Source organism: Pseudomonas sp. PvP027 (genome assembly GCF_017833005.1).
In the GTDB taxonomy this organism is placed as follows: domain Bacteria; phylum Pseudomonadota; class Gammaproteobacteria; order Pseudomonadales; family Pseudomonadaceae; genus Aquipseudomonas; species Aquipseudomonas congelans.
On record NZ_JAFIBK010000001.1, the window covers coordinates 419,089 to 434,182 of the forward strand.

A 15,094-nucleotide genomic window follows, 5' to 3' on the forward strand; every position below is an offset into this window, starting at 1 on the left:
TCAAAGCTCGAATCGAATCCGCCGTTCGCGGCGCTGTGCTTCCGGCAGCGCCTCGCCGCGCCGGACCGCAGCAAGCAGTTGCTCGACGCCCACATGGATCGCATCGGCAGGCACATTGCACGGTTTGAAACCAGCCGCGTTGTCGAGCCCTTCGCGATGCGCCCGAATGATTTTGACGTCCTGCTGAATCACGATGTGCGTGTACAGATGGATGAAAGGACGCAATATCCTCAGCACCCAGGCCGGCATCGGAAAACGATAGGCAATGTAGGTGTAGACGCGCGACTGGCGATCATCGACAGGCGTGATCTGACTCACTATCAGGAAGCCTGAGCGTGCCCCCCAGAGGTAGTCGCAAAAAGTCACATTAGGCGCCAGAAAACGATCCGTATGCACGAGCGGCTCGGCGTCCGGGTTGGTCAACCATTGCATCATCCCGATCTCGTCGACTTCGTCGTGATAGACAACCTCGATGCTCTGCGCCTTGCAGGAGAGCGTCGCTTCCATGACTCGACCGCTGCTTGAGCGAAAAATACCCTCGTGAACGAATACCGTGTGCGGCACATCCAAAAAGTTCTGCACCAGGCTACCGACATCGGCGTCGAACGTGTTGATCATGAAATAGGATTGCCACGGGCGCTCGCCATAGGCAGGCAGCCGGAAAATAGGTGTTTCGCGAGCATCGCGCATGCCGGTGTAAACCCAGACCAGGCCATCCTGTTCGCAGACGGCGAAATGGCGCTGTCTGTAACGATACTCAGGCGACTTCGCTGCGCCCTGCCTGGCGTCTACGCTGGGAATTTGCACCACCTGACCGTTCGCGTCATAGCGCCAGCCATGATATGGGCATACCAGACAATCATCGGTGATTTTGCCAGCTGACAGTCTCGTGCCACGGTGCACACACTGGTCCAGCAGCGCAGCCGGCTGCCCGTTGCGCTGACGAAACAGAACGATATTCAGGCTGAGTATCCTGGCTCGGTATGGCTTGCCTTTGCGCAACTGCTTCTGCGTGCATGCCACATACCACTGCTCAAGCGTGCCGTCGTCATGGCTATCGGTTTCACTGATCAAGGTTGCGGGCATTCAGATTCTTCCGTGATTGCAAGGAGCGCTTCAGCCGTGTCCAGACGGCTGATCAATGCACGTGGCTTGACGTCGCCCGCACGAATGCCGGTCGATTCTGCAGCGCGCTGCAGCAATTCTGCGAGTTTTTGCGCCCCTCCACAGACAAAACGCATACGCACCGGGCCCAACTGACCCAGCGTGCGCGCATGTGCATAGTGAAAGGAGCGCTGCAGGGCCATTTCAATATCGTTGGCCAACGCATTGCGGCAAATGCTTGCCAGTGTCGTTGTTGATGTACACAACAGCAGCACATAATGCGGCAGTGTGCTGTTGGCGTCGGGTATGAGGCATGCGCTGTCGGCTGCGCCTATGCATTGCGCAAGAGCTCGCTCGACCAGTTGCTCATCGAGCTTCTCGCCCACAAGGTCACAGGCGCCGGCGCAGCGCCCGACAAACTCCACTCGCGGCGTCCCGGCGACCTTACCGACTACGCGCACCTGATCACCCAGTGCATACCGGTAAAGACCTGCACCGGTGGTCAGCAGCACTTGCGCGGTTTCACCCATGCGAAGGGAGTGAGCTTCTTTTGGCAGCTGGTCTTCACCAATGAACTCCAGATAATGACTGCCTATCGCCAACGGGCAGCCAGGCCCTTCGCCAAACGGGAGGCTGACCACGCCTTCGGTCGCGAACAATCCTTTGGGTAACCAGCGCGCCTGAGGGAAACGCGCAGCCAGTTGCTGGGCGTATACGCGACTCGGCCCGTCCATCCAGCAACTTACCGCCGCCAGACGAGGCCACAACTCGGTGAATACTCCGTGAGTACGGGCGTGACGCAAGGATTTCTGGCGAGTTGCCGGCAACCTTTCTTCGAGCCAGGCAACTATCTGCCGACTTTCAGGCGATTCAGTGTCGAGCAGTGGCTGTAGCAGGCTGGTCAGAAACGTCGGGCTCCACACGCTGATAAAGCTCAACCCGGCATCTGCAATCAGGGCGAGCAGCGTTCGCCTGCGCCAGTGCGCTACGTCGCTGGCCAGTTCAGGAATCAGCAATGTGCCGGCCAGCCCGGCGATTGCACTGCCTTGCAGATATTGCAGATCGCTGACACTGCCGATCGGTATGCCATTGGCCGTCATTGCCGGCTGCTGCAAGGGAGGCGACATGGACCAATACCCGCTGCCATGGCTGATTTCCGGGACCTGTCGGTACATGTCCGCCAGCCATACCGTCAGGGAACCCTGCAATTGGCCAAGGAATTGCTGCGTATAGGGGATGTGTTTCTGCAGTGCACTATTGCCACTGCTGCGCTCGAAGAACAACGGCGGAATGGCGGTCAGTATCGGCCCTTGTTCATGCTGCGCACGCTCGATCCAGGGTTGCAGCTGGGCATAGGTATGTATCGGTATCCGCTGGCGAAACTCTGCGGCATCGCGGATTCCGGCAAAATCATGGGCTTGTCCGAAGGCGCAGTCACGGTTGGCCGACAGCATACGCAGCAGTAAACGCTGCTGAGATTGCTCGGGTTGCTCGAACAGACTCTGCCAGTGATCAAGCGTGGCGTGAGCACTGTCCATGAACGAACGCCACAAGGCCCTTTTCACATCATCACCCGCCTGCATCAAAAGTAGGTTTTGTCGAGCTGGGTCAGGTCATCGGGCAGTCGCTGCGGAGGCATGAACACCTGCAGCCAGCCGAACCATAGCGGTCGGGTTTCCTTCGGGTTGGATGCCACATGCATATGCTGCCAATGCATCTGTGAATGGCGGTGGTGAGTCAGGTTGTAATTGAAATTGAGGAATGCCCAGCGGACTACGCGCGGCGCGCGCATGTTGTAGGCACCTTCAACGACATCTATCGGGGTGCGCATGTGATAGACCCATTGCAGCGATGACCAGGAAAAACCGAATGCAATATAAGCGATCAGTACCACTTCCCAGGACCAGCCAAACAGGTAGGCACAAATCAGCCAGACGGCAAGGCCTGTGATGACTTCCTTGCGGATGCGCCGAAAGTCGCTGATCGAGAAATCCTTGAATGCCGCTGCGTAAGTGTTGACCTCACCGCTCCGCGACCATCGATCCGCTATACGTGGCGGCAGCAAAGGCAGCAGCAGGCTGCCGACGAACGCCGCCAGCCAGATACCGCCGAGTACCGCAAAGTAGTATTCCAGCCGTTTACGCAGCAGGGACTCACCCGGCATCGCGAAATCGGCAAGCTCGGCACGTGTACGGTTTCGCGAGTGGTGCCCGAGGTGATTGATGTGGATCAGCGTCGCGGACGCCCCGAACAGGGTCGAGGCCCACCACATCATCAGGTAATTGACTGTTTTGTCGCTGTGCGCAAGGCTGTGAAATGCCTCGTGCATCATCGAGAAGACACCCTGCATGACCAGACAGAACGGAATCAGGATCAGCCATTTCCATGGACCTGCGCCGGTGTCGGACAGCCAGGTAAGCGTAGCGCTCCAAAGCAGCGTCTGGAGCGCCAGCACAGCCAGGTTGGCATTGTCGAAACGGCGTGCCGGGTAAATATCCATATATAACTGCGCCTGAATGACCACATTCGAAAGCCCGGAAGTATACCTGCCCGAGCGCCAGTATGGTTATTCGGCAGTTTCAAGACTGCCGGAGTCTGGCACACTATGCACCTTGATATCACGGTAAGCCGAGCACCATGTCGTTCTTCAAACGCATCCTGTCCAGCCGCTCGGCGACCATGCTCTCCCCGCAGGCAATCCCGCATCGTTCAATACGCTTTACCTTCGATGACAGTATCCCGCGCTACTGGCATGACGGCCGGACGCACACCACGCGTTTTTTCGACTGCCTGTCGTTCATGTTTCCCCAGGGAGAAAAAATCTTCATCGAGAGTGTGGTGCACTTTCGCCACAAGATCGACAAAGGCAGCGCTCTGGAGAAGGCCGTCGACGATTTCGTCTATCAGGAAGCGTCGCACATCCGCGAGCACCGCGCCTATAACCTGCTTCTGGGCGCACAAGGCGCGCCGGTCGAAAAACTGGAACGCATGTTGTTGCGGCGTAGAAAGGAAAGCGAGCGATTACCGGCCAGCTTTCGTCTGGCACTGACGGCCAGCCTTGAACACATCACCGCAATACTGTCCGAGCAGATTTTGCGAAACCCGGCATTCATGGCGGGCGCCGACCCGACGATGGCTCGCCTGTGGCGCTGGCACGCAATGGAGGAGATCGAACACAAGGCTGTGGCCTATGATGTGCTGTGCAAGGTAGAACGTAACCCGCTAAGGCGTTACCTGCTTCGCTGGGTGGCGATGACGAGCCTTTCGGTGTACTTCACTTTCGACCTTACTTACTTCACCTATCACCTCGTGCGCGGGGACCGGCAACACCGCAACTGGCGAGAATGGCTGCGCCTGCAGTGGTGGCTGTTCGTCAATCCCGGCCTGCTTTCGCGCATCGTGCCTGCCGGGCTATTCTGGTTCGTGCCTGGCTTCCATCCCGACCGAATCGACACACGCGAGCTGCTAGACAACGCTCGTCAGGCACTTGATGAACAGCGCTGAAGGCAGCTTTCGGGGCCGAATCGCATGAAGACCATCTGGACACCTGATGGCTTCGAGCAGTGGCAAAGACATTTCCCGGCTACCGCTTTCGTACGTCACTCTGCAGAGCTGGACTGGACCGATCTGTTCCTGCAGCGCTGGCAAACGCCCTTGCCCGCCCTGCCAAAGGACATGCTGGTCGTGCTGGTTGCAGGCCTTTACTCGGAATTCATCCTCTACTGCAATCGCGCCTGTGCCCGGTCCCTGACCTCCGCGGGCCACGATGTCCTGCGCATGCCGGTGCGCTCCTCGCGCGGTGTGATTGCGCAAGGCAGGCACATTGCGACTATGCTCGACAGCCGACTCAAGCCAGGGCAGCGTTTTGTGGTGCTGGCCCATAGCAAGGGTGGCCTGGATACGCTGGCGGCGCTGTCACATAACAAGCACCTGCTCGACGCCTGTGACGGCATCGCTCTGGTACAGCCGCCCGCCGGACCATCGCCGATCATCGATGAGTTGCTGAGCCACGGCGCCGCTAATGCTGGCCAAGGTTATCGAATGGACAGGTTCCGCCAGGCGATGATCAACAGCGCACCGCTGGCCGCGGGCACCCGAGACATCAGCAGCCGCCGCGACCCACAGGTTGCTAAAATGCTCTCCGCCCTGCCCGACACCCTGCACTGTCTACATGTCGTCAGTTGGTCCGCTGCGCGGCGCTCACACTTCGATACTCACCATCAGCGCCTGAATGCCTTGCGTCCCGGACATGCACATGACGGTCAGTTCTACATGGAACACCTGGCATTGCCAGGCGTCCCGCAGATCTGCCTGCCGGATCTGGATCATGGTCAGCCGATACTGGGCGGCGCCGGCTTTGACCCGGCGAGATTCTGGCGGACACTGCTCGACGTGCTGCACCAGACACGTGCGCCAGAACGCTACACCAGATAGATTTCGAAGCCTGGAATACTCGCCGCACAAGCCTCTGTAAACTCGACTGCGTGGCTGCCGCAGGGTGCGGTGTAAAGATCCATTGGTAAGGAAAAGGCGTGATAACGATGCATTGCCTTCCACAGCGGGTCTTGGTCGTACAGGCATAATTGCATCAGCGAGTAGTCCTTGCGTACCTGCTTCCAGGCAACATCCAGCAGTGCACAAAACACCTCTGGGTCACGATGGCGAACCTGCAGGTGGGTCAGGTAGATATCCCGTATTGCCTGGCCAGGCGCGGCGATCCCCGGTCGGCCTGCCAAAGGTGCGAACGCATTGTAGCCAAGGCGCACTAACTGCTGCGTAAAGGGCATTTGTTCGACGACGATGCGTTTTATCTTCCCGGCGTCCCAGGGCGCTACGCAGCCGAGCAGGTTGTCGCGGTCATCGACAGCCAGCAGAAAAGAGTCAATGCCGAAATTCGGCCACTGGCTGAGTCTGCGCTCAAATTCCGCCTCGCTGAACACGCAGCCGAACGATTGCCGCGACGATTCGCTGTCGAGAAACGCCCTCAACGCATCCAGATATCGGGGGGATGCCCGTACAATTCTCACCTTGGCGCTCGTGCGGGGAACGCTACTCAAGCCTCGCTGACCGTAAACCGAGACATTACTGTAGCCACGCCAGTGTGCGAATTTCAGCGGGTTTGCTCGTCGTCGCCCCAGCAGCGACTGGGTCGCCAGAGCGTTATTGCGGATGATGCAGCAATAGGCATGCTGTGCGCCTGTTTCACGGGAAAGATCTGCCAGACGTGCCTGCACCTCGGCCATCCATGACCGGGACAGCCTGCGATCGGGCGTCAGTCGCAGATCGCCCAGATACGCGACCGGCTCGATACGACCGTGGAGGTAGCCATCACGTACCACCAGACTGGCCGAGCCGCGTAGTTCACCTTCCGGGCCTTCGGCGATCCAGGTTCGCTGATCGCTGGCATGACAGCGATGCAGGGCGAAGTAGTCCGGGCTACGATCAAAACGCAGCGGCATGCTCCCGCGCATCGTGTGCCGCCGTTGAAAGTCGAGAAGTTGCGAATTGTCCGCCGCACCGGCCTGACGAATCAGCACGTCGAATACTGCTCGGTCATAAACAGCCGTCGAGCCAGCGGTCGCAGGTTTTCGGGGGTAAGACGACACAGGCAGACCAGTTCGTCGCCCTCGGCGTAACCAGGGTTCTTTTGCAGGAAGTACTCGACTTCCGGCAGCTTTGCGTGATTTTCCGAGATCAGTGCAAGCTCCGCGCTGAGGCGCCCCTGCGGCGTCTTGAATGACAGCACGCCGGTGGCCGGGTCGTAGGCATCGCCAAAACGCGTATGTGCCAGGTGATCCATCAAGGCCTGGACACGAGGCGCTGTCGAATGACCCGCACGCGGTGCGTAATCCAGTACCATTGCCCGCAGATAGCGATAGGTTCGATGCCCCTTGCAGATCAGAAACCAGTAAAAGGGAACATCGGGAGCCTGACGCCACAGGTCGCCCACCAGTCGTGACCAGGCGAAGGCGAGTTGCTGGCTGCCCCAGTGTTCAGGGGTGATGATAGTGTCACCGGAAAAAATGAATTTGCAGGGCTGATTATCCCAGTTCATTTCAAACAGTTTCAGCGTTGTGAAGCCCATGATCGTGTCATGGGTGTCGCGCAGAACAACACAATGCGTCTTGTCGTCAAGGTCCTGCTCGAATCGAGCCCGACAGGTATCCTGATAGCAGGCAGAATAAATCTCGAACATCCGATCGATATCGACTGATCGTAAATCGGGGCGCCCAACGGCGGTCGCGCACAAACTCATGGAGGCCTTCGATGTATGGAAACACAATGACCGGATTCTGAATTGCCGGGCCGCCGAGGGCAATCAGTCTCTCGGCACAATGTCCCGATTCTTCTGCAATCATCGCTGCGCACAGTCTGGCCCGCCCGGGTGTTCGCTTGTGCACGTAACGAATGAACCAGGCTTCGCACCCATGCATCCTAATCAATGCGCCACGTCCAGTACTGATCGTCCCGTCACGTGGCTGTTGGCCTACCTGCTGGTCACCGGCCTGCTGTACTTTCTGGTGACACACGTTCCAATGGGCCCAGCAAGGCTCGTCGAGCCAGGTATCGTCGACGCTCATATGCCCTTGCTGCCGTTCACGCTGCCGCTGTATCTCAGCTATACGCTGGTGATGCCGGTGCTCGTTTACATGGGGCGTCAGTCCTCTTGGCTGCTGCCGGTATTTTTCGCCGGCGCCTTGGCCGCCGGGCTGTGCCTGGTCAGCCACCTGTTCTGGCCGACCATGATCCTGCGTCCTGAAAGCGGTTCCGCGTGGCTCGACTGGCTGTACCGGCTCGATGCGCCACTGGCGGCATCACCCAGCGGGCATGTGGCGTTACCCGTTGCAATCAGTGTCGTCATGGGCGGTTTGCGGCTGAGATCGGCCTGGGTATTTGCCCTCTGGAGCGCAGTGCTCATGCTGACGGTGATGACCACCGGGCAGCATGTCTTCACCGACATGGCCTCTGGCGTGTTCATCGGCCTCGCCTGCGGCCTGACGACTTTGGTACTCAGGCGCTGTGCGGTGGACATGCGCACCCTATCGGCTCTGCTACTCGAATGGCTGTGCATACTGGTCACGATTCGTGTCGCGATTTACCTCGCAGACTGGCGCTTTTATCTGCTGGCCGTGCTCATCGTGGCAGCCAAGCAGCACGCGTTGTTCGTGCTGTATCACGATGCAACCCATTACCACCTGACTCGACAGCGCAGTACCAATGACTTCCTGATCAATCTGGCTATCGGTGTTCCAGGCCTGGTGCCGATCGAATTCTACCGCCCTCTGCACCTGGACCATCACCAGCACGCGGGTACCGAACAGGACCCGGAACGACGCTTCCTCTATTACCGCCAGCCCTGGCAGTTCCGACCGTTAACCGCGAAGCTGCTGGCCAGGCAACTGCTGGGAGACTTGCTGCTGATCAATACGCTGCGCAACATTGCCGCCTACAAGGGCGCAGGGGGGAAACCGCCAGCGATCACTCGCCCACTGATTGCGGCAGCGTTGGTCTGGCTGCTGATTGTCGCCGCACTCATCTGGCAATGCTCGGCGCAAACGCTCGGTTTGGTGGCGATGCTGTGGTTCCTGCCTCTGGTTACGGTCGGCACCCTGCTGCAGAAAATTCGCAGCATGGCCGAGCACAGCGGCGGCCCCGGCGTTACACCTGGCTGGCAAGAATGGACATACGCCTGGCGCGTCGGCTGGCTGGGGCGGTTTTTCATCTGGCCCTACAACATCAACCTGCATTTACAGCATCACAGAACCGCCAGCATACCGTGGCATGCCCTGCCCGCTGCAGTTCGAACCGAGGAGCGACTCATGGCATCCCGCTCGCTCGCCTCGCTGCTTTGGTCGAGGCTCAAGCAGAAATACTGATACCTGTGCGATGCGGTCCCAGAATAGTCATTCGCCATTATTGGCCGCGCGGTGGTCACCGACCCTTGCCGGCTTCCACCTCTACTACCCGAGCAGACACCGCGCAGCTCCGCAACAACCGTTCACTGCGCCTGCGCACGCAACCTGGCGGGCTCGCCGTTCTTCTCGGCGTAATGGCGCGCGCGCCGCAAGACATGCTGGGTGGCTCTGCGCGCCTCCTCCTTGTTGAGTTCGACATGGGCTTCCAGCAATTGCTGAGCCTGTCGCGGCCGACGTTGCAGGAGGGCCTTCAGAATGCTGCCGTGCTCTTCGTACGTTGCATCGACTCTGGAGGCGCTGAATTCGAGACGCCGGATGGTTCGGGTCTTCTCGGTGACCTCGTAATGCAGCCTGGCCATTTCCCGGTTACCCACGGCCTCGACCAACGCGCAATGGAACCGTTCGCCCAGCCCGGCGAGGATATCGGTGTCCCTCAATCGCTCGTTTTTCGGCACCAGCCAGGTGCGTATGAGCTCATCGATCAGCGGCTCGACGCTCAGATCCATCAAGCCCAGCCTGGCGAGCGCCGCCAGCTCGAGCACCACCCTAACGTCATACAGCTCCTCGAAGTGACGAGGGTCGAAGGGCCGCACCTGCCAGCCGCTTCGGTAATAAACCTCCACATACCCTTCCTGCTCCAGCCGGAACAATGCCTGCCTGACCGGTGTACGACTGGCCTGAACGCGTTCAGCCACTTCACCTTCAGTAAATCGCTCGCCGGGTAACAGACGAAATTCGGAAATGTCTTCTTTGATCCGGGCGTAAATCCGCTCGGCTATGTTTTCCGGGCGTTCTTTCGACTTTTTGGCACATGCTGTCTGCATGGGTGATTCGTCCTTGTAATCCAGTTACTTAACCTTGGCGCAGGTGATCTGCGGCACTGCCGGACATCCACCAGCGTGGAAAGTCTGCAATCCCTTCAATCACCCCATCCACGTTTTGCCGATGGGCCTCGAACAGCCTCGGATCATATTTTCCGGTACGCACCAGCAGGCTGCTGGCACCAACGGCTTTCGCTCCTGCGCAGTCAGTCAGAACGTCATCGCCCACTACCAGAGTGCGGCTCGCGCAGGTATCGAGTTTGCGCAAGGCAGCCTCGAAGAACATCGGCGACGGCTTGCCCATGACCAGGGCCTGCACCTGCGCTGCGGCCTCAAGCCCGACGATGAAGGCGCCGCAATCGAGACGCTCACCGTCACGATCAAACCAGAACAGGTTTTTTTGCAATGCGATGAGACGAGCACCGCCTCGCAACATACGGAAGCAGCGATTCAGCGTGGCGTAATCGAAGGCGTCGCCGATATCGCTGATGACGACTACGTCCGGGGTCGTATCGTCTGTAACGATGCCGCTGAACGCTGGCCGTATCGAATCGGGGACCAGCAAATGGCACTTGAGGTGCGGATGTTGCTGCAGATAGCCCAGACACGCTGTGGTGGCGGTCTGAATTTCCTCGGGGACGACCTCGATTCCAACGTGGCAAAGCTCCTCTGCCAACGCCTCCGGCATCTTCGCCGTGGTATTGGTCAGCAATTGCAGCTTTAACCCTTGGGTACGCGCGAAACTCAATGCATCGGCGGCGCCAGGCAGAGGCTGCCCCTTGAGCATGAGTGTGCCGTCAATATCGAAAAGCAGGCTGTCAAAGCGCATGGATAAGCTCCCTGTGGCTGAAAAATTATCGACTCAGGTGTCAGGATGTGGTGGCTGTCAGCCAATGGCGAATCGCGGGCAATGTCACTTCAGCGTCGGCAGGACGTGGCAATGGCGTGCTGCTGGCGTCCAGCAACACGCCACGCAACCACGGGTCAGTGGCACATACCGTGTGGTCGCCACCTTTTCGGCTGAGGCGAACCGCTTGTTCTGAACGGGCGGCCAGCAGTCGGGTGCCGCGTGGGGCCTGCCAGTAGCAGCCGCCTGTCCAGCCTTCGGAAAAGACCTGCCCTTCGGAGCATTCGAACATCGTCCATTCATCGCGAAACGGCTGTGCGAGGCTTTTGCGCCAGGCGTCGGTGACTGAGCCAGGGTCGTGTCCGGACAGCGCAAGTCGCGCCGTGTTGAACAGCACCAGACCGTTGTCGGCCGGATGAAAGAGCGCCGCGCTTTTTTGCATATCCGCTATGCCTGACGCGTCATAGACCAGCCAGCCCTGCTGCTCGAAAAAACTGTTGGGATAAAGATCGTGATGGACAGGTGCCATGCCGTGATCAGAGTGGGCGACGCAGCGTACCTCTCCTCCCGCCGCATCGACGCAGCGCAGGATCAGCTCATCGACCCACTCCGATATCTCGTCGAACAGGCGTTGCCCAACCTCCTGCATCAATTCGCTGGCCCATTCTGGCGCGAGGTACTTGAGCAAATGATGTGACAGCAGATCCACTACCGGGTAATAACCGATGACGCGCTGTGCATCACCGGCCCTGACGGCGCCGACAATGTCGTCGCAAAAGCTTTCATGCATCTCCCGCATCAGTTCCAGCAGCAGCCATTCCGCCGCGCCCTGCCCGCCCTCATCCAGCCGCTTGCCCAACTGCCCGGTGCGATACAGCACCGTCAGATCATTGGCCACGTAAGCCTTGCCGGCGTCGCCCTGCAGATCAAGCGCCTGGACCTCGCGGTAACCGAAGCTGATCACACAGACGCGTTTTTCGATGTGCACTGCGCGCAGTGCAATCGCCTTGCACACATTGCCCGGGACCTGCTCCGACAACGGCACATGCACCGTGCTGCCCAGCGGCAATGGGTACGGAGCACGGCCCTGATCCTCTGGCCAGTCGAGCACTGCACCGCCCTGTTGCACGCTGACCCTGGCAACTACATCCAGAGCCTCGATACACAGGCAGCCATCGTTTTCGATGACCTCGGGACGCAGCGAAAAACCCTGATAGACGCAGCTTTGCCCAAGCAATGCGTCACCCAGCCTGTCGGGCTGGACAAAGGGCACGGCACACAGGCGAAAAGTGATGCCCTGGCGCGCCCATTCATCCCAGACCATATCGATGTGGCGCGGCCAGACCTGAAAGGCATCCGCCACCGCCAGGCAGTCCTGCGGCGTCGGCGCAGGCACGAGATAGCCCGTCAAGCCGTGCTCGCTGACCGGTGCGCCGCTGAAGATCGACAACAGCGAGGGCGGGGTCTGGCAATTGGGCGACAGTGGCAGCAAGGGGTAACATGGCCATCCTGCCGAAGGCCGTCCAGGCTGTCGTGCCCGATAACGCTTGACCAGCTCCCACGACAACCCGTCGATCAACAGCCATACCAACGGATCAGCGCCCTTCATGAAGCGATCCGGCGTTGAGAATCGTCCATCGCCCACCGGGCCACCACGGCAACACGCTGCTTCAGCTGCTCGAGCGAACCGCTGTTGGGCAGTACATAATCCGCTTCGATCCGGCGCATCTGCAGATCCAGCGCGCTGTTTTCCACCACACTGATGTCGCCTCGCTGCCCCAGGCGTGTTTGTCTCACGGAAGAATCGGCAAGCACCTTGATCACTTGAAAGCGTTGCGCCTGAAGGTACGGCCAGTCGACGGTGTCGTCGCGCAAGTCATCATTGATGACCACCTGCGCGCAGGACAGGGTCAATCGTCGGGCGAAGTTTGTGACCAGCGACTGGCTGTCCAGATCCCTCAGCTCGCGTGCGATGCACTCCAGCAAACGCTGATTCTGACGGCCGCTCGGTACTTGCACCCCGGCCTGCTCATAGAACATGCCTTGTAACTCATACAGGGGCTGGGCGAGCTTGATGACCTCGACCGACAGCCCGGCCACTTCGAAATACTCACGCAGCAACTCGGCGGTTGTACTCTTCCCGGAACCGCTGGGGGCCACCAGCGCCAGACGCAATTGGGGAGCGTGGTTCATAGGATCTCCTTATCAGGCGCTGATCAGCTCGCGCGTCACACCCACACGGCTTTGCCACTGCACACCGAGCAGCCCGCGGACGATCTGCGGCGGTACGCTGTCGGTAAGCGAACCGGCATCCAGCAAGCCGTGCCAGGTTGAGGTAACGAAACGATGCGGCCACTCGAAGAGTGTGGGTGAGTGGATCTGTTCCAGAATCGCATCGCGGCCCAGTGCCTCGACCCGCAATTTGCCCCGCGCTGCCACGTTGGGCAGGATGACGGTCTCCAGCCAGCCACAGCCTTCCGGGCTGGCCTTGAGTGCGGCGCGCATGGCTTCGGGCTTGCACAGGCGTTTTTCGGTATGCGCAATCGACAAGTCATCGGCCACCGCGGCCAGATCGAGGCGCTTTGCCAGTTCTGGATGTGTACGTAATGTGCCTACACCGACATGCGGATAATCCGGCCAGCCGCGGGCGCGAATCCGGCCGTCGACGCTGTCCAGAAGCAGCTTGTCCCCGGAAAAGTACAGGTACTCATCGGACAGCACCAGGTCGAGCATGGTGGTGGTCTTGCCCGCCCCCTTCGCTCCGCCGATAGCAACGATCCCGCCGTCCGGCCCGACCACCGCCGAGGCATGCATGATCACACTGCCTTTGGCTTGTTCGACCAGCAGCCCGTAATAACGCACCAGCTCGATCAAGTGGATGAAGGCATTTTCGTCGCCATGAAAATCAACCGTGTGACGCGCCCGGTCAATCCGGTAACCGACCCGCGTATCGGCATCCCAGGCGTAGTCGAGCCCAGTCTCCGGGTCATGGCCACGCAACACCCGCAGGGTAAAGCCGGGGGCGTAGGTTTCGCGGATGATGTCGGGCGTCACGCAGAGCCCCATCCACTCCGCGTTGAACGCCGCACTGTCGTGTAGCCGCAGCCTCAGGTCCACGGTGGTCTGACTGTCATCGTTCACTTCGGTAAAGTAAGGCGCGAGGAACACCCGCAGCCGCTGGGCCAGTGCCGAGCCCGAGGTCTGATCGTCCAGTTCAAATCGATAGCGTCCATTGCAAAGATAGCGGCTCATGAGTGCAAGCTCTCCGGGGTGGTGATGAAAGGCGATGGCGAATGCAGAAAGGCAAATCGGTCCGTCAGGGGCCAGCACTCCTGGCGGCGTTCGCTCAGAAATGCCTGCAGGTGCTCCATCAGCCTGCGCAGATCGGATTTGATCGACTGAGGGTCTATCGCCCCGCGGCATTTGAGAAAACGCACTTCACCGCGCGTCGTACTCCCCGCCTGCGAATCAAGCGGCATGCAGGTCTCGAAGGTGATCGCGAAGAGGTTGCCGCTGTCCACGGATTCGCAAGGGGCGCTGAACGCATAACGTCGATATTCACCAAGCGCCTGCAGCGTGCTGTCAATGTTCATGGCCATGGCCTCCAGCGTCGGGGAGCCCAGCGACAGGTGCCTTACGGTGCCGGACAGCTTGCCCGGCGCGCTGCGAAACAGCTGCACGATGGGTTCATTGACCGCCAGTTTGCGTTTGCGGCTGCAGTGCTCGACCCATACATAACCACCGTCTTCCGCCCTGGCGGCGGTTACCTGATGGTCCCAGACCTGAAATTCGTCACCGCACTGACTGGTGAACGGCGCCATTGCCGGGCTGAAACTGGCGTCGAACCAGGCCTCGCCGAGCATTCGGGCATGGCAGTCAGGCGCCAGTTCGAAGGACTCTACGTAGGTCTGTTCGCTGGTGGCGTAGCGACATTCCCAATTGTTGATCGCCAGATGGTTGCGCTCGAACGCATTACGCAGTGCGATCAACAGGTTTTGCGGGACGGCAGGCTGCTCGATTTCAAGCGGCGGCTGTACGAAAAGCGAACGATGTACATCGATGCGATTGAGCAAGTGGCTGATATGCACCTGGTCAGACTGCAAGCGGATGATCGCCAACGGAATGGCGGCACCGGACAGGTTGTGACAGCTTTCATCGCCCAGCGCGCCGTGCGAATCCTCAAGGAGCATCGCCCCGTCTGCGTCCCAGCGGGCCAGCACCCGGTGGCGGCCTCGCAGGTCAGCGACGGCAGTCAGCTCACCCAGCAACGCCGTGTCCGCAGCAATGGCATACAACGTGTGGTCATCACTGCCGAACGGCTCCTGATGGCGGATTTTCCAGCTACCAAAGACAATAGCCGTCTGCGTGATCGTGGATTGCGGCATGGTCATCTCCCCGGCAAAGTG

At 59.7% G+C, this 15,094-nt stretch carries 14 protein-coding genes; 3 read left to right on the forward strand and 11 right to left on the reverse strand.

The genetic code is table 11. The annotated features are described in order from the left end of the window. The 3 genes from JOE33_RS01370 to JOE33_RS01380 are packed head-to-tail and all read right to left on the reverse strand — an operon-like array spanning position 1 to position 3,604. The gene (locus JOE33_RS01370; RefSeq protein WP_187625571.1) at positions 1-1,086 is read right to left on the reverse strand and encodes an aromatic ring-hydroxylating dioxygenase subunit alpha; all 1,086 of its coding nucleotides are present in this window, start codon (positions 1,084-1,086) and stop codon (positions 1-3) included. After that, on the reverse strand, positions 1,071-2,687 hold the full coding sequence (locus JOE33_RS01375; RefSeq protein WP_187625572.1) for a GH3 auxin-responsive promoter family protein: 1,617 nt from the start codon (positions 2,685-2,687) through the stop codon (positions 1,071-1,073). The genes JOE33_RS01370 and JOE33_RS01375 overlap by 16 nt, the downstream gene beginning before the upstream one ends. Continuing rightward, on the reverse strand, positions 2,687-3,604 hold the full coding sequence (locus tag JOE33_RS01380; protein ID WP_096131105.1) for a fatty acid desaturase: 918 nt from the start codon (positions 3,602-3,604) through the stop codon (positions 2,687-2,689). The genes JOE33_RS01375 and JOE33_RS01380 overlap by 1 nt, the downstream gene beginning before the upstream one ends. A 137-nt stretch (positions 3,605-3,741) precedes the next feature. Between JOE33_RS01380 and JOE33_RS01385 the strand changes: the two genes are divergently transcribed. Further along, on the forward strand, positions 3,742-4,608 hold the full coding sequence (locus JOE33_RS01385; protein WP_187625573.1) for a metal-dependent hydrolase: 867 nt from the start codon (positions 3,742-3,744) through the stop codon (positions 4,606-4,608). Positions 4,609-4,632: 24 nt separating this feature from the next. Further along, on the forward strand, positions 4,633-5,538 hold the full coding sequence (locus JOE33_RS01390) for a hypothetical protein (protein ID WP_122694023.1): 906 nt from the start codon (positions 4,633-4,635) through the stop codon (positions 5,536-5,538). Here the strand turns inward: JOE33_RS01390 and JOE33_RS01395 are convergent. Then, a complete protein-coding gene (locus JOE33_RS01395) occupies positions 5,526-6,641 on the reverse strand; it encodes a hypothetical protein (RefSeq protein WP_187625574.1) in 1,116 nt (371 codons plus the stop codon). The two genes, JOE33_RS01390 and JOE33_RS01395, sit on opposite strands and share 13 nt — an antisense overlap. Beyond that, positions 6,635-7,300, reverse strand: a complete 666-nt coding sequence (locus JOE33_RS01400; protein WP_163009548.1) for a hypothetical protein — start codon at positions 7,298-7,300, stop codon at positions 6,635-6,637. Before JOE33_RS01400 ends, JOE33_RS01395 begins: the two co-directional genes overlap by 7 nt. A 232-nt stretch (positions 7,301-7,532) precedes the next feature. On the opposite strand from JOE33_RS01400, the gene JOE33_RS01405 reads away from it, so the two are divergent. Beyond that, entirely contained in the window at positions 7,533-8,981 is a 1,449-nt protein-coding gene (locus JOE33_RS01405; RefSeq protein ID WP_187625575.1) for a fatty acid desaturase, read from the forward strand. Between the two features lie 122 nt (positions 8,982-9,103). Here JOE33_RS01405 and JOE33_RS01410 read toward each other — a convergent pair whose 3' ends face one another. Genes JOE33_RS01410 through JOE33_RS01435 form a run of 6 tightly spaced genes read right to left on the reverse strand, consistent with a single transcriptional unit; the run spans position 9,104 to position 15,073 of the window. Further along, the gene (locus JOE33_RS01410) at positions 9,104-9,844 is read right to left on the reverse strand and encodes a GntR family transcriptional regulator (RefSeq protein WP_010435277.1); all 741 of its coding nucleotides are present in this window, start codon (positions 9,842-9,844) and stop codon (positions 9,104-9,106) included. Positions 9,845-9,872: 28 nt separating this feature from the next. Then, a complete protein-coding gene (locus JOE33_RS01415) occupies positions 9,873-10,670 on the reverse strand; it encodes an HAD-IIA family hydrolase (protein WP_187625576.1) in 798 nt (265 codons plus the stop codon). A 40-nt stretch (positions 10,671-10,710) separates the two neighbouring features. Beyond that, on the reverse strand, positions 10,711-12,297 hold the full coding sequence (locus JOE33_RS01420) for an alkaline phosphatase family protein (protein ID WP_209924024.1): 1,587 nt from the start codon (positions 12,295-12,297) through the stop codon (positions 10,711-10,713). After that, positions 12,294-12,881 carry a dephospho-CoA kinase gene (locus JOE33_RS01425; RefSeq protein WP_187625578.1) on the reverse strand — a complete coding sequence of 196 codons (588 nt, stop codon included), beginning with the start codon at positions 12,879-12,881 and terminating at the stop codon, positions 12,294-12,296. The genes JOE33_RS01420 and JOE33_RS01425 overlap by 4 nt, the downstream gene beginning before the upstream one ends. Positions 12,882-12,893: 12 nt before the next feature. Further along, complete coding sequence (locus tag JOE33_RS01430) at positions 12,894-13,940, reverse strand: hypothetical protein (RefSeq protein ID WP_054993621.1); 1,047 nt, start codon at positions 13,938-13,940, stop codon at positions 12,894-12,896. Continuing rightward, the gene (locus tag JOE33_RS01435; protein WP_187625579.1) at positions 13,937-15,073 is read right to left on the reverse strand and encodes a hypothetical protein; all 1,137 of its coding nucleotides are present in this window, start codon (positions 15,071-15,073) and stop codon (positions 13,937-13,939) included. Before JOE33_RS01435 ends, JOE33_RS01430 begins: the two co-directional genes overlap by 4 nt. Positions 15,074-15,094: the final 21 nt, after the last annotated feature.

Coding starts and splice junctions, on each gene's coding strand:
- JOE33_RS01370 (WP_187625571.1), bottom strand. CDS start 1,086: ATGCCCGCAACCTTGATCAGTGAAACCGATAGCCATGACGACGGCACG.
- JOE33_RS01375 (WP_187625572.1), bottom strand. CDS start 2,687: ATGCAGGCGGGTGATGATGTGAAAAGGGCCTTGTGGCGTTCGTTCATG.
- JOE33_RS01380 (WP_096131105.1), bottom strand. CDS start 3,604: ATGGATATTTACCCGGCACGCCGTTTCGACAATGCCAACCTGGCTGTG.
- JOE33_RS01385 (WP_187625573.1), top strand. CDS start 3,742: ATGTCGTTCTTCAAACGCATCCTGTCCAGCCGCTCGGCGACCATGCTC.
- JOE33_RS01390 (WP_122694023.1), top strand. CDS start 4,633: ATGAAGACCATCTGGACACCTGATGGCTTCGAGCAGTGGCAAAGACAT.
- JOE33_RS01400 (WP_163009548.1), bottom strand. CDS start 7,300: ATGTTCGAGATTTATTCTGCCTGCTATCAGGATACCTGTCGGGCTCGA.
- JOE33_RS01405 (WP_187625575.1), top strand. CDS start 7,533: ATGCATCCTAATCAATGCGCCACGTCCAGTACTGATCGTCCCGTCACG.
- JOE33_RS01410 (WP_010435277.1), bottom strand. CDS start 9,844: ATGCAGACAGCATGTGCCAAAAAGTCGAAAGAACGCCCGGAAAACATA.
- JOE33_RS01415 (WP_187625576.1), bottom strand. CDS start 10,670: ATGCGCTTTGACAGCCTGCTTTTCGATATTGACGGCACACTCATGCTC.
- JOE33_RS01420 (WP_209924024.1), bottom strand. CDS start 12,297: ATGAAGGGCGCTGATCCGTTGGTATGGCTGTTGATCGACGGGTTGTCG.
- JOE33_RS01425 (WP_187625578.1), bottom strand. CDS start 12,881: ATGAACCACGCTCCCCAATTGCGTCTGGCGCTGGTGGCCCCCAGCGGT.
- JOE33_RS01430 (WP_054993621.1), bottom strand. CDS start 13,940: ATGAGCCGCTATCTTTGCAATGGACGCTATCGATTTGAACTGGACGAT.
- JOE33_RS01435 (WP_187625579.1), bottom strand. CDS start 15,073: ATGCCGCAATCCACGATCACGCAGACGGCTATTGTCTTTGGTAGCTGG.